This window comes from Actinomadura nitritigenes (assembly GCF_017573545.1).
Taxonomy (GTDB): domain Bacteria; phylum Actinomycetota; class Actinomycetes; order Streptosporangiales; family Streptosporangiaceae; genus Spirillospora; species Spirillospora nitritigenes.
Genome location: NZ_JAGEOK010000017.1, coordinates 91,293 through 105,344 on the forward strand (window position 1 = coordinate 91,293; position 14,052 = coordinate 105,344).

Below are 14,052 nucleotides of genomic sequence, written 5' to 3' on the forward strand. Positions count from 1 at the left end.
GGGCGGAGCCCGTCCCGGGGGAGATGTGGGGGTAATGACCGATGAACCCGTCGGCGGAGCGGTGGCTGGACCGGGAGGCCGGCCCGCTCGTCCGCCCCTACGCGCGGACCCGGGGCCGCACCCGTCCCGCGGGTGAGGGCTTCGAACTGATCGCGGTCGTCGCGGCGACCGGCGCGCAGCCGGGCGACCGGCTGCGCTACAGCTCCGACCACGTGCGGATCCTGCGCAGCTGCGCCCGCCCGGTCGCCGTGGTCGACCTGGCCTCGGAGTTCGGGCTGCCGCTCGGGGTCGTCCGGGTGCTGCTCGGCGACCTGCGCGACGAGGGGCTGATCAGGGTGGTGGACTCCGCCGCCCCCGCGGACGGGCGGCCCGGGCGGGGCGTCCTGAGGGAGGTCCTCAATGGCCTACGCGCCCTCTGACCCGGGCCCGGGCCCGGGCGGCGGTCCCGGCGCCGGGCTCGCCGCCCGCCCGCTGGTCACCACCAAGATCCTCATCGCGGGCGGGTTCGGCGCCGGCAAGACCACCCTCGTCGGGTCGATCAGCGAGATCCGGCCGCTGCGCACCGAGGAGCCGCTGACCGACCGCGGCGTCGGCGTGGACGACGTCACCGGCGTGCGGGCCAAGACGACCACGACCGTCGCGATGGACTTCGGCCGCATCACACTCTCCGACCAGCTGCTGCTCTACCTGTTCGGCACGCCCGGCCAGGACCGGTTCTGGTTCATGTGGGACGAGCTGGCCGCCGGCGCGATCGGCGCGGTCGTGCTCGCCGACACCCGCCGGCTGGACGGCTGCTTCCCCGCGATCGACTACTTCGAGCGGCGCCGCCTGCCCTTCGTCGTAGCCGTCAACTGCTTCGACGGGGCGCGGCGGCACGACCCCCGGGACGTCGCGATCGCGCTGGACCTGGACCCCGGCGTCCCGGTGCTGCTGTGCGACGCCCGCCGCCGCGAATCGGCCAAGGAGGTCCTCATCGCGCTGATGGAGCACGTGCTGAGCTGGCCGGACGCCGACGACCCCGGACATGACGCTCGGTCACCTGATCGTCGCCGTCCCGCGACGTAGTAGAGTCCCGCAGACCCCCGTACATCCCGCATCGGGAGGTTCCCCCCGCATGTCGCATCCCCCATCGCCGAAAGCCACCGATGTGAGCATGGTCCACCTGCCGTGATGGCCTCCCGCTTCTCCTCCATCCGGGCGAGGATCACGCTCCTGGTCCTCGTGCCGCTGCTCGCGCTGGCCGCGCTGTGGATGTTCCTCACCGGGATCACCTACGGCGACGCGCACCAGCTGCTGCAGAGCCGCAAGTTCCAGCAGGAGGCGGTGCTGCCCACGCAGCGGCTGATGAACGCGCTGCAGAAGGAGCGCCGGCTGTCGATGGCGGAAGCCGGATCGCCCCGCTCGGTGAACCCCGACGTGCTGCGCACGCAGCGGCAGGTGACCGACGGCGCCGTCAGGGAGCTGCGCAAGGGCTTCGGCGACGGCGCGCTGCGCGGCTCGATCCTGCCCGGCGTCGTCAAGCGGATGGACGACCTGCTGGCCAGGCTCGGCACGCTGGAGACGACCCGCCGCGGCGTCGACGACCGCGCCTCCGGCCGCGCGGACGTGCTGGCCGACTACAGCGGCATCATCGACGCCGGCTTCGCGATCTACAGCGCGACGACGCCCGCGAACGGCACCATCACCGCCGACGCCCGCACGCTCACCTCCGTCGGCCGCGGCCGGGAGTTCCTGTCCCGCGAGGACGCGCTGCTGACCGGCGCGCTCTCCGCCGGGCACCTGAGCGCCGCCGAGCGCGGCGAGTTCGCGCAGCTCGTCGGCGCGCAGCGGATGGCGTACGCGGACAACGTCCCGAACCTGCCGCCCGCCGACCGCGGCCGCTACGAGCGCCTCACCGCCACCCCGCAGTTCACGCAGCTGCGCAAGCTGGAGGACGAGGTCATCCGGGGGACCGACCAGGTCCGGACGGTCTCGAAGAAGAAGCAGGCCCAGGGCCGGACGACGACGGGGACCGGGCAGGGCGCCGCGTCCGGGGCGGGCGCCCGCGGCGGGACCGCCGCGGGGACCTCCCGCGCCGCGCGGGTCCCGGTCGTCGACCCGTCCCAGTGGCGGACGGTCGCCGACGACGCCGACGAGGACCTCTACCGCTTCGAGAACCGCACCCTCGACGACATCACCGGCCGGGCGCAGCACATCGCGGTCGGCGTGTTCGTCCGGCTGGGCGTCGCGGGCGGCCTCGGCCTCGTCGCCGTCGTGCTGTCCGCCATGATCGCGATCCGGGTGTCGCGGCGGCTGCTGCGCGAGTGCCGCACGCTCGCCGGCGCCGTCGTGGACTTCACCCGCAAGCGGCTCCCGCTGCTGGCCGAGCAGGTCCGCGCCGGGCGCCCCGCCGAACCCGAGCCGGAGCCCGCCGTCGACTTCCGCATCCGGGAGATCCGGCAGATCGCCGACTCCTTCGACCGGGCCCGCGAGGCGGTGCTGGTGGCCGCGGCCGGCGAGGTCGCGGCGCGGCGCGGGATCAGCGAGGTGTTCGTCAACCTCGCCCGCCGCAACCAGGCGCTGCTGCACCGCCAGCTCAGCCTGCTCGACACGATGGAGCGCCGCACCGAGGACCCGTCGGAGCTGTCCGACCTGTTCCGCCTCGACCACCTCGCGACCCGCATGCGGCGGCACGCCGAGGGCCTGGTCATCCTCGCCGGCAAGACCGCCGGGCGCGGCTGGCGGCGGCCCGTCCCGCTGGTGGACGTGGTGCGCGGCGCGGTCGCCGAGGTCGAGGACTACCCGCGGGTCCGGGTGCAGCCGCTGCCGCGGATCGCGCTGCTCGGCTCCGCGGTCGCCGACGTCATCCACCTGCTCGCCGAGGTGGTGGAGAACGCCACCACGTTCTCCCCGCCGCAGTCGCCGGTGCGGGTCAGCGGGCACCCGGTCGCCAACGGCTTCGCCATCGAGGTGGAGGACCGCGGCCTCGGCATGACCGAGGAGGCGCTGCGCACCGCGAACGCCCGGCTGGACGACCCGCCGGAGTTCGACCCGTCCGACAGCGCGCAGCTCGGCCTGTTCGTCGTGGCGCGGCTCGCCGAGCGGCACGACATCAAGGTGACGCTGCGGCAGTCGCCGTACGGCGGCACCACCGCGATCGCGCTGATCCCGGGGTCCCTCATCGTGGACACCGCGGAGCAGGAGCCGCCCGCGCGCCGCAACACCGGCCCGATGCGGCTGCCCGCCGCGCCCGCGGGCGCGCTCTCGGCGCCCGCGCGTCCGGCGGTGGAGCAGGGCGGCGTCGTGCGGCTGGTCGCGGAGGCCGAGCCGCTGCGGGGCGGCCTGGTCACGGGCGAGTCCCCGCGGACCGAGCCCGCGAAGGCCGAGCCGACGAAGAGCGAACCTGCGAAGAGCGAGCCGGCGCGGTCCGAGCCCGTCCGGGCGGAACCGGTGCGGGCGGAGTCCGGACGGCCCGAGCGGGGCCGGCCGGAGCAGGCGCGGGACGAGACGTCCAGGCTGACGCCGCTGCCGGAGCGCAGGCGTGCGGGCGCGGACCGGCCCCAGCCCGCACCCGAGCCCGCTCCGGCGGCGGACGCGGAGCCCGCGCCGCCGCCGGCGGACGGCGAGCTTCCCAAGCGCCGCAAGCAGACGCATCTCGCGCCCCAGTTGAAGGAGCGGGTGGACGCCCATCTCGCCGCGCGGGGGCAGGCACCGCCGCCCGCCGCCGCGACGCCGCCCGCGCGGCAGGAGACCGCGCAGGAGCCGCCGCGGCCGGAGCCGTCGATGCCGCTGGCCGCTCCCGTCCCCGCCGACGCGGCCCCGCCCGGGGACGCGGGCGCGCTGCCCGGTGACGGGACCGCTCCACCGGACGACGTCCCGGACGCGGCGCGCTCGCCCGAGAACATGCGGTCGATGATGTCCGCCATGCAGCGCGGGTGGCAGCGCGGCAGGCGGGAGGCGGCCGACGCCGAGGCGCAGGCCCCGCCCGGCCGCGACGACCACCCCAACCGAGGTGACCAGGAGGACGACGCCCCATGACAGAAGCCCAGCACTCCGGCGCGGACGCCGCGGGCGGTGCCGGCGGTGAGCTGAACTGGCTGCTGGACAGCCTCGTGCAGCGGGTCGCCCAGGTGCAGAACGCGGTGGTCCTGTCGAGCGACGGCCTGCGCATGGCGGCCTCCCGCGGTCTCGGCCAGGAGGCCTCGGACCACCTCGCGGCCGTCGCCGCCAGCTTCCAGAGCCTGGCCCGCGGCGCGGGCGAGTCGTTCGGCGGCGGCCCCGTCCGGCAGACCATCGTGGAGATGGAGTCGGCGTTCCTGTTCGTCACCGCGGCCGGGCGCGGCGCGTGCCTCGCGGTGCTCGCCGACGCCGACGCCGACCTCGGCATGATCGCCTACGAGATGGCGATGCTCGTCACGCGGGTCGGCCAGCACCTGTCGGCCAACCCGCGGGTGTCCGCGGCCGAGGGCGGCGTGTGAGGGTGGACGGGACCGAGGGTTCCGGGCCCGAATGGCCGCACCGGCACGCCGCCGGCGCCCAGGGCGGCCCACCGGGGAACGCCCCGGGGAGCGCCCTGAGCGCCCCTGGCGGCGCTCAGGGCGGCGCCGCCGGCGGGGCGGGCGGGACGGCGTGGTTCGACGACGACGCCGGGCCCGTCGTGCGCCCCTACGCGCTCACCGGCGGCCGCACCCACTACGAGGGCGTCGAGTTCGACCTCGTCGCGCTGATCGAGGCCGTCGAGGCGCCGGGCGCCGCGGACGCGAACCCGGCGATTCCGGCATCTCCGTGGTCGCCGGAGCCGGAACATGACATGATCCTGGAGCTTTGCCGCACCCCGTTGTCGGTCGTCGAGATAGCGTCGGATCTGGAACTTCCCCTCGGGGTCGTCCGGGTCCTGCTCGGCGACCTGCTCGACCGTTCGCTGATACAGGTCCGGCGCCCCGCGCCGGTGGCGCAGTTCCCGAGCGAGCGCGTACTCAAGGAAGTGATCGATGGAATCCGTGCGCTCTGACGCGGCCGCCCAGGCGGGCGATTCCGCGCTGACCGTCAAGATCCTCGTGGCCGGTGGCTTCGGAGTCGGCAAGACCACCCTGGTGAGCGCGGTCAGCGAGATCCGTCCGCTGCGCACCGAGGAGGCGCTGACCGAGAAGAGCATCGGCATCGACGACACCACGGCGGTGGCGTCGAAGACGACGACGACCGTGGCGATGGACTTCGGGCGGATCACCCTGCCGAACGGCCTGGTGCTGTTCGTGTTCGGCACGCCCGGCCAGGACCGCTTCTGGTTCATGTGGGACGAGCTGGCCAAGGGCGCGCTCGGCGCGGTGGTGCTGGTCGACACCCGCAGGCTGGCCGACTGCTTCGCCTCGGTCGACTACTTCGAGCGGCGCGGCGTGCCGTTCATCATCGGCGTCAACCGGTTCGACGGCGCCGGGCGGCACAGCCCCGACCAGGTGCGCGACGCCCTCGACCTGTCGCCCGACATCCCGGTGATCGACTGCGACGTCCGCGACCGCGAGGACGCCAAGCGCGTCCTCATCACGCTCGTCGAGCACATCATGCGCACGATGAGCGGCAGCCGCCAGGCCGTCACCTACTGACCCGGCGGGGCGCGCGGGCGCCCCCTCGTGACGTCCTGACCCTGCGGGCGAGCCCCGGACTCCGGTCCGGGGCTTTTTCGTGACCTACTTTGTCCTGCGACTGGAGAAAGTCCGAAAGAGTTGGGTGAAAGGTCTTCTCAGGGCGGCGAAAGCCGGTTACGGTCTCGGCATGAGACCGGGGTCACACGGCCCCGGCATCCCCGACCGGAACCCGAGAGGACGGCGTGATGCGCATGCCGGCTCGTCCGCAGAACGTGCATCAGGCACGCTTGCTGCGGCTGCTGCGCGACGAGGGACCGCGGTCGCGCGCCGAGCTGGGCGACGTCGTCCGGCTGTCGCGCTCGAAGCTGGCCGTCGAGCTGGACCGGCTGGTCGAGCTCGGGCTGGTGGAGGGCGCCGGGCTCGCGGCGTCGCGCGGCGGGCGGCGGTCCGGGATCGTCCGGCTGTCGCCGAGCCTGCGGTTCGTCGCGTTCGACATCGGCGCCACCTCGATCGACGTCGCGGTGACGGACGGGGCCCTCGACGTGCTCGGTCACGTCAGCGAGGCGTGCGACGTCCGGCAGGGCGCGACCGCGGTGCTGGACCGGGCCCTGGACCTGCTCGGCAAGCTGCGCGACGAGGGCCTGATCCCGCGCGTGCACGGCACCGGGATCGGCGTCCCGGGGCCGGTGAGCTTCCGGGACGGGATGCCGGTCGTCCCGCCGATCATGCCGGGCTGGGACCGGTTCCCGGTGCGCGACGCGATCGGCGCCGAGCTCGGCTGCCCCGTCCTGGTCGACAACGACGTGAACCTGATGGCGCTCGGCGAGCTGCACGCGGGCCTCGCGCGGTCGGTGGACGACTTCCTGCTCGTGAAGATCGGCACCGGCATCGGCTGCGGCATCGTCGTGGACGGCGCGATCTACCGGGGCGTCTCGGGCAGCGCGGGCGACATCGGGCACATCCGGATCGACGACGACGGGCCCATGTGCGCGTGCGGCAACGCCGGCTGCCTGGAGGCGTACTTCGGCGGCGCGGCGCTCGCGCGGGACGCGGAGGCGGCGGCGCGCTCGGGGGAGTCGCCGCAGCTCGCGGCGCTGCTGGACAGCCACGGGGAGCTGTCGGGCGAGCACGTCGCGCAGGCCGCGGCGGCCGGCGACCCGGCGTCGGTGCGGATCATCCGGGAGGGCGGCCGGCACGTCGGGCAGGTCCTCGCCGGGCTGGTCAGCTTCTTCAACCCGGGCCTGGTGATCATCGCCGGCGGCGTCGCCGGGCTCGGCCACACCCTGCTCGCGGAGATCCGCAGCGTCGTCTACCGCCGGTCGGCGCCGCTGGCGACCGGCAACCTGCCGATCGTGCTGTCCGAGCTGGCCGGCGCCGCCGGAGTGGTGGGCGGCGCGCGGCTCATCAGCGACCACGTGTTCTCCCCGCCGCCCGACCCGCGTCCCTCCTGACCCGCGCCCCGCCCGCCCCCCGTTCCGCTCGACCCGCGTCCCTCCTGACCCCCCGAGGAGGCCCGATGGGCCCGTCCGAACCCGAACCGCTGCTGCGCATGCGCGGCATCGTCAAGCAGTTCCCCGGCGTCCGCGCGCTGGACGGCGTCGACCTCGACGTCCGGGCCGGAGAGGTGCACTGCCTGCTCGGCCAGAACGGCGCCGGGAAGTCGACGCTCATCAAGGTGCTCGCCGGCGCGCACCAGCCGGACGAGGGCGAGATCGCCTTCGCCGGAAGGCCCGCGCGGCTGGCCGGGCCGACCGCCGCTATGCGGGCCGGCATCGCGACCATCTACCAGGAGCTCGACCTGGTGGACGGGCTGTCGGTCGCCGACAACATCTTCCTCGGCCACGAGCGCGCGACGCTCGGGTTCACCCGGCGCGGCGACGCCGAGCGGGCCGCGCGGGAGCTGCTCGGCCGGCTCGGGCACGGCGAGATCCCGCCGCGCCGCGAGGCGGGCCGGCTGCCCGCGGCGGGCAAGCAGGTCGTCAGCATGGCCCGCGCGCTCTCGCACGACGCGCGGCTCATCGTGATGGACGAGCCGTCCGCCGCCCTCGCGCACGACGAGGTGGCGAACCTGTTCCGCATCATCCGGGAGCTGACCGCGTCCGGCGTCGCCGTCGTCTACATCTCCCACCGGCTGGAGGAGATCCGCGAGATCGGCGACCGGGTGACCGTCCTGAAGGACGGCCGGTCCGTCGCGAACGGCCTTCCCGCGAAGACCACGAGGACCGACCACATCGTGTCGCTGATGACCGGCCGCGACATCGAGTACGTGTTCCCCGAGCGGCCCGCGCCGGACGGCGGCGACGGCGGCGACGGCGGGGACGCCGGCGCGGCCGAGGTGCTGCGGGTCGAGGGGCTCACGCTGCCCGGCGCGTTCGCGGACGTGTCGTTCTCCGTCCGCGCGGGCGAGATCGTCGGCCTGGCCGGGCTCGTCGGATCGGGCCGCTCGGAGATCCTCGAGGCGGTCTACGGGGCGCGGCGCCCGGCGCGCGGGCGGGTCCTCGTGGACGGCCGCCCGGTGCGTCCGGGCGACACGGGCGCGGCGGTGCGGCGCGGGATGGGCATGGCGCCGGAGGAGCGCAAGAGCCAGGCGCTGCTGCTGAACGACTCCGTCGCGGGGAACGTGACGGTCGCCGGACTGCGCCGGTATTCGCGGTTCGGCTGGATGAACCGGCGCCGCGAGCTGGCGGACGTCCGGGAGCAGATCGAGGCGCTCGACATCCGGCCGCCCGATCCGCGCCGTCCGGTGGTGACGCTGTCGGGCGGCAACCAGCAGAAGGTCGTGCTGGCGCGGTGGCTGGCGGGCGCGCGGAACCTGCGGCTGCTGATCCTGGACGAGCCGACCCGCGGCGTGGACGTCGGCGCGCGCGCCGAGCTGTACGCGGTGATCCGCGCCCTGGCGGCGCGCGGGATCGGGGTGCTGCTGGTGTCCAGCGAGGTCCCCGAGGTGCTCGGCCTCGCCGACCGGGTGCTGGTCGTGCGCGAGGGCCGGGTGGTGCACAGCGGCGACGCCGCCGGGCTGGACGAGGCCGCCGTACTCAACATGATCATGGAAGGGAGCGCGCTGTGACCGAGACGGACGCGGGCGTGCGCGGCGCCCCGGCACGCGGAGCGTGGGCGAAGGGGCCGCTTCGGCCGCTGCGGCGCGACGGCGCGGGCCGCGGGGCCGGCGAGTTCCGGCACCTCGGGCTCGTCGCCGCGCTGGCGCTGCTGGCGGTGGTCGGCGTCGTCACCGAGCCCGACAACTTCCCGACCTCCGGCAACCTGGTCGGCATCCTGGCGCTGGCCGCCACCATCGGGGTGATCACGGTCGGCCAGACGTTCGTGATCATCGGCGGGGGGATCGACCTGTCGGTCGGGTCGGTGATGGCGCTCGCGTCGGTGTGGGCGACGACCGTCGCGACGCAGTCGTACGGACCGGCGGTGATGGCGCTGTGCGCGATCCTCGTCGGGACGGGCGCGGGCGTCGTCAGCGGCCTGTTGATCTCCTACGGCCGGATGGTGCCGTTCATCGCGACGCTGGCGATGCTGGTGTCGGCGCGCGGGCTGGCGCAGCGGATGTCGGACCGCAAGACCCAGCTGATCAGGCCGGAGAACGACGCGATCGAGTCGCTGTCCACCACGAAGGTGCTCGGGCTGCCGCTGGTCGTCTACATCTTCGCGGCCGTCGCGGTCGCCGGGTGGGTGCTGCTGAACCGCACCACGTTCGGCCGCCGCACGTTCGCGGTCGGCGGCAACCCGGAGGCGGCGCGGCTCGCCGGCATCGACGTGCGGCGGCACACGCTGCTGCTGTACGCGCTGTCGGGGTTCTGCTGCGGCGTCGCCGCGATCATCATCATGGCCCGCACCACCACGGGCTCCAGCACCCACGGGGACCTGTACGAGCTGGACGCGATCGCCGCCGTGATCATCGGCGGGACGCTGCTGACCGGCGGGCGCGGCACCGTCGCCGGGTCGATCCTCGGCGTGCTGGTGTTCACCGTCATCACGAACCTGTTCATCCTGAACGGCCTGCAGACCAGCGACCAGCTCATCGCCAAGGGCGTGATCATCGGGATCGCGGTGCTGCTGCAGCGCCGCGGCCTGCGCTCGCCCACCTGACCCGCCCCCGGGCCGCTCGCTCCCGACCCGCTCGTCCGGCCCGCTCGCCCGGCCCGCTCGCCCACCTGACTGCCCGCCCCCGCGGCGCGCCCCCCGCCGCCCCACCCCCGGAAACCAGGAGCACGTCATGCGCGACCAGAGCACCCGCCCCACCCGCAGAGGCGTCCTGTTCGGCGGCGCCGCAGTCGCGGCCGGCGCCCTCGCCACCGCCTGCACCAGCAACAACGAGAAGGACGACCCCGCCCCGGCCGCGCAGACCGGCGCGCTCGGCGGCGACAACGACAAGCCCGGCAAGCAGGTGACCATCGGGTTCTCCGCGCCCGCCGCCGACCACGGCTGGACCGCCGCGATCGCCAAGAACGCCGAGGCGCAGGCCAAGAGGTACAAGGACGTGACGTTCAAGCCCGTCCAGCCGACCAATGACATCAACCAGCAGATCTCCGCGGTCGAGTCGCTGATCTCGGAGAAGGTGAACGTGCTGGTGATGCTGCCGAACGACGGCGAGCAGCTCAACCAGGTCGCGCGCAAGGCGATGGACGCCGGCATCCCGGTGATCAACCTGGACCGGGTGTTCCCCGACAAGCTGTCGTACCGGACGTGGATCGGCGGCGACAACTACGGCATGGGCGTGTCCGCCGGCCACTACATCGGGAAGAAGCTCAAGACCAAGGGCGTCTCGAACCCGGTGATCGTGGAGATCCAGGGCATCGCGACGCTGCCGCTGACGCAGGAGCGCAGCAAGGGCTTCGCGGACGCGCTGAAGTCCTACGGGTACTCCGTCACCGCCAAGCAGGACGCGAAGTTCACCGTCGAGACCGGCAACCAGGTCGCGTCCAACCTGCTGCAGGCGCACAAGAAGATCGACGCGCTGTGGAACCACGACGACGACCAGGGCGTCGGCGTGCTCGCCGCGATCAAGCAGTCCGGCCGCAAGGAGTTCTTCATGGTCGGCGGCGCCGGGTCCGCCAACGCCATGCGGGAGATCAAGGCGGGGAACGGGGTGCTGGAGGCGACCGTCACCTACCCGCCGACGATGGCCGCGTCCGCGGTCCGGCTGGCCCGGTTGCTGGCGCAGGGCAAGGGCATGGCCGACCTGGTGGAGCTGGAGCCGCCGCAGTCGGTCACGCTGGCGTCCGAGACCGTCACCCGGGACAACGTGAGCCGCTACCTGCCGCTCGGCTTCGAGTCCTGAGCGGGGGACCGCGCGCCCGCCGGCGACCCCGGCGGGCGCAGTACAGAGAGGTGAGCACATTGACCACCGTCGGAGTCGGGATGGTCGGGCACGCGTTCATGGGGCGCGCCCACTCCCAGGCATGGCGCAGCGTCGGGCCGTTCTTCGGCCCGCCGCTGACCCCGGTGATGGCCGCTCTCGCCGGACGCGACGCCGGGCGGGCCGCCGCGGCCGCCCGCACGCTCGGGTGGGCGTCGTCGGAGGGCGACTGGAAGCAGCTGCTGCGCCGCGACGACGTGCAGATCGTGGACATCTGCACGCCGGGCGACGCGCACGCCGAGATCGCCGTCGCGGCGCTGGACGCGGGCAAGCACGTCCTGTGCGAGAAGCCGCTCGCGAACTCGTCCGCGGAGGCGGAGGCGATGGTCGCGGCCGCCGAGCGCGCGCGAGAGCACGGCATCCGGTCGATGGTCGGGTTCAACTACCGGCGCGTCCCGGCGGTCACGCTCGCCCGCGACCTGGTGGCGGGCGGGCGCATCGGGACCGTCCGGCACGTCCGCGCGCAGTACCTGCAGGACTGGCTGACGGACCCGGAGGCGCCGTTCAGCTGGCGGCTGGACCGTGACAGGGCCGGGACGGGCGCGCTCGGCGACATCGGCGCGCACATCATCGACACCGCGCAGTTCATCACCGGGCACGCGCTCGTCGGGGTGTCGGCGGTGCTGGACACCTTCGTCCGGGAGCGCCCGGTGCCCGGCGGCGGCACCGCTCCGGTCACGGTGGACGACGCGGCGCTGTTCGTCGGCCGCACCGACGGCGGCGCGCTCGCCTCCTTCGAGGCGACCCGGATGGCGACCGGGCGCAAGAACGCGCTCCGGATCGAGGTCAGCGGCTCGACCGGCGCGCTGTCGTTCGACCTGGAGTCGATGAACGAGCTGTGGTTCTACGACGGCACCGAGGACGCCGCGACGGCGGGCTTCCGCCGGATCGTCGTCACCGAACCCGTCCACACCTACGCCCGGCAGTGGTGGCCGCCCGGTCACATGCTGGGGTACGAGCACACCTTCACCCACCAGGCGGCCGACTTTCTCACCGCCATCGCGGACGGCGCGGACCCGAGCCCGTCGTTCGCCGACGGCCTGCGGGTGCAGCGGGTGCTCGACGCGGTCGCCGCGAGCGCGGCGTCCGGCGGCTGGGCCGACGTCGAGGGGAGCTGACATGGCACGACCGATCACGCTGTTCACCGGCCAGTGGGCCGACCTGCCGTTCGAGGAGGTCTGCCGGCTGGCGTCCGGCTGGGGCTACGAGGGCCTGGAGATCGCCTGCTGGGGCGACCACTTCGAGGTCGACAAGGCCCTCGCCGACGACGCCTACGTCCCGCGGAGGCTGGAGACGCTCGCCAAGCACGACCTCAAGGTGTTCGCGATCTCCAACCACCTCGTCGGGCAGGCCGTCTGCGACATCCCGGACGAGCGCCACCAGGCGATCCTGCCGGAGCGGATCTGGGGCGACGGCGAGCCCGAGGGCGTCCGCCGCCGCGCCGCCGAGGAGATCAAGGACACCGCCCGCGCCGCCGCCCGCCTCGGCGTCGGCACCGTCGTGGGCTTCACCGGCTCCTCGATCTGGCACACCGTCGCGATGTTCCCGCCCACCCCCGAGGCGATGGTCGAGCGCGGGTACGCCGACTTCGCCGACCGCTGGAACCCGATCCTGGACGTGTTCGACGAGGTCGGCGTCCGGTTCGCGCACGAGGTCCACCCCAGCGAGATCGCCTACGACTACTGGACGACCGTCCGGACCCTGGAGGCGATCGGGCACCGGCCCGCGTTCGGGCTGAACTTCGACCCGTCGCACTTCGTCTGGCAGGAGCTCGACCCCGTCGGGTTCCTGTTCGACTTCCGCGACCGCATCTACCACGTCGACTGCAAGGACACCAAGGTCCGCACCGGTGACGGGCGGCGCGGGCGGCTCTCGTCGCACCTGCCGTGGGCGGACCTGCGGCGCGGCTGGGACTTCATCTCCACCGGCCGCGGCGACGTCCCCTGGGAGGACGTGTTCCGCGCGCTCAACGCGATCGGCTACGACGGCCCGATCTCGGTCGAGTGGGAGGACGCCGGCATGGACCGCCTCCAGGGCGCCCCCGAGGCGCTGGAGTTCGTCCGGGCGCTGAACGCGATGGAGCCCCCGTCCGCCGCCTTCGACGCCGCCTTCTCCTCCGACTGACGCCGCGTCCCCGCCCGCTCGGCCTGCGGCGCGCCGTCCCTCTGAGGCCACGCATCGGGACGGCGCGCCGCGCCCTTCACCCGGCCGGTACGGCGCCGACCTCGGCGGGCGCGTGGGCCCGGACGAACCGTTCGAGGTCGCCGAGCGGGACGCCCATGGGCGGGACGACGATCAGCCGGTCCACGCCCACCGCCGCGTAGGTGCGGACGGACCCGGCGTCCGGCGGGCGCGGCGGCGAGACCGAGACGTGCAGGGGCCGGTCGCGGCCCGCCTCCCGCTCGGCCGCCCGCAGCAGCGCGACCGCGTCGGCGGCGGCGTGGCGGCCGAGCATCCAGCCGTACCAGCCGTCGGCCTCGCGGGCGGCGCGGCGGAGCGCCGCCGGGCCGTGCCCGCCCATGACCACCGGCACCGGGCGCCGCACGGGACGCGGGTGCGCGTCCACGCCGGCGAAGTCGGCGTGCCGGCCGTGGAAGGCGGGCGCGTCGTCGTACCACAGCGACCGGATGGCGGCGAGATGCTCCTCGGTGCGGGTCCCGCGCTCGCCGGGCGGGACGCCCAGGGCCCGCAGCTCGGGCTCCAGGTAGCCGGCCGCCAGGCCGAAGACCAGCCGCCCGCCGCTCAGCACGTCGACGCTCGCCAGCTGCTTGGCCAGGATCAGCGGGTTGCGCTGCGGCAGGACGATGACGCCCGTGCCGAGCGCGATCCGTTCCGTGGCCGCGGCGAGGTGGGCGAGGGACACGACCGCGTCGAGGAACGGCGCCCGCGGGTCGAGCGGCGAGGGGTCGGTGCGGGGGCTCGGCAGGACGACGTGGTCCCCGGCCCACAGCGAGTCGTATCCGAGCTCCTCGGCCAGGGCGGCGATCCGCGCGGAGGCGCGCGGGTCGGCGCAGGCGTGCAGGTTGAGCCCGTAGAGCCCGAGAGTCAGTGCCATGGCTCAATAGTTGAACTTTTCGATTATCTAGTCAAGCGATGACCGATGGGTTCGATCTTCGAACTGCT

General features: G+C 74.3%; 13 protein-coding genes. 12 read left to right on the forward strand and 1 reads right to left on the reverse strand.

Annotated features, from left to right (window positions below; all coding sequences use genetic code 11):
* Nucleotides 1-41 precede the first annotated feature (41 nt).
* From J4557_RS26295 to J4557_RS26350, 12 genes are all read left to right on the forward strand, one after another.
* A complete protein-coding gene (locus J4557_RS26295) occupies nucleotides 42-419 on the forward strand; it encodes a DUF742 domain-containing protein (protein ID WP_208269404.1) in 378 nt (125 codons plus the stop codon).
* Complete coding sequence (locus tag J4557_RS26300) at nucleotides 400-1,065, forward strand: GTP-binding protein (protein WP_208269405.1); 666 nt, start codon at nucleotides 400-402, stop codon at nucleotides 1,063-1,065. The genes J4557_RS26295 and J4557_RS26300 overlap by 20 nt, the downstream gene beginning before the upstream one ends.
* A 105-nt stretch (nucleotides 1,066-1,170) precedes the next feature.
* A complete protein-coding gene (locus J4557_RS26305) occupies nucleotides 1,171-4,017 on the forward strand; it encodes a sensor histidine kinase (protein ID WP_208269506.1) in 2,847 nt (948 codons plus the stop codon).
* The gene (locus J4557_RS26310) at nucleotides 4,014-4,457 is read left to right on the forward strand and encodes a roadblock/LC7 domain-containing protein (RefSeq protein ID WP_208269406.1); all 444 of its coding nucleotides are present in this window, start codon (nucleotides 4,014-4,016) and stop codon (nucleotides 4,455-4,457) included. The genes J4557_RS26305 and J4557_RS26310 overlap by 4 nt, the downstream gene beginning before the upstream one ends.
* A gap of 2 nt (nucleotides 4,458-4,459) precedes the next feature.
* Nucleotides 4,460-4,990, forward strand: coding sequence for a DUF742 domain-containing protein (locus tag J4557_RS26315; protein ID WP_307800218.1), 531 nt, complete (start codon nucleotides 4,460-4,462; stop codon nucleotides 4,988-4,990).
* Nucleotides 4,971-5,579 carry a GTP-binding protein gene (locus J4557_RS26320; RefSeq protein WP_208269407.1) on the forward strand — a complete coding sequence of 203 codons (609 nt, stop codon included), beginning with the start codon at nucleotides 4,971-4,973 and terminating at the stop codon, nucleotides 5,577-5,579. Before J4557_RS26315 ends, J4557_RS26320 begins: the two co-directional genes overlap by 20 nt.
* A 227-nt stretch (nucleotides 5,580-5,806) precedes the next feature.
* Nucleotides 5,807-7,012, forward strand: coding sequence for an ROK family transcriptional regulator (locus J4557_RS26325; RefSeq protein ID WP_208269408.1), 1,206 nt, complete (start codon nucleotides 5,807-5,809; stop codon nucleotides 7,010-7,012).
* Between the two features lie 65 nt (nucleotides 7,013-7,077).
* On the forward strand, nucleotides 7,078-8,628 hold the full coding sequence (locus tag J4557_RS26330) for a sugar ABC transporter ATP-binding protein (protein WP_208269409.1): 1,551 nt from the start codon (nucleotides 7,078-7,080) through the stop codon (nucleotides 8,626-8,628).
* Nucleotides 8,625-9,659: an ABC transporter permease gene (locus J4557_RS26335; RefSeq protein WP_208269410.1), complete on the forward strand. Its 1,035-nt coding sequence runs from the start codon at nucleotides 8,625-8,627 to the stop codon at nucleotides 9,657-9,659. The genes J4557_RS26330 and J4557_RS26335 overlap by 4 nt, the downstream gene beginning before the upstream one ends.
* 127 nt (nucleotides 9,660-9,786) lie before the next feature.
* Entirely contained in the window at nucleotides 9,787-10,851 is a 1,065-nt protein-coding gene (locus tag J4557_RS26340) for an ABC transporter substrate-binding protein (protein WP_208269411.1), read from the forward strand.
* 50 nt (nucleotides 10,852-10,901) lie between these two features.
* Nucleotides 10,902-12,047 (forward strand): Gfo/Idh/MocA family protein, encoded by a 1,146-nt coding sequence (locus J4557_RS26345; RefSeq protein ID WP_307800219.1) that lies wholly within the window; start codon nucleotides 10,902-10,904, stop codon nucleotides 12,045-12,047.
* 1 nt (nucleotide 12,048) lies between these two features.
* On the forward strand, nucleotides 12,049-13,053 hold the full coding sequence (locus J4557_RS26350; RefSeq protein WP_208269412.1) for a sugar phosphate isomerase/epimerase family protein: 1,005 nt from the start codon (nucleotides 12,049-12,051) through the stop codon (nucleotides 13,051-13,053).
* Nucleotides 13,054-13,129: 76 nt separating this feature from the next.
* On the opposite strand, the gene J4557_RS26355 is transcribed toward J4557_RS26350, so the two are convergent.
* Entirely contained in the window at nucleotides 13,130-13,984 is an 855-nt protein-coding gene (locus tag J4557_RS26355; protein WP_208269413.1) for a TIGR03619 family F420-dependent LLM class oxidoreductase, read from the reverse strand.
* Nucleotides 13,985-14,052 lie beyond the last annotated feature (68 nt).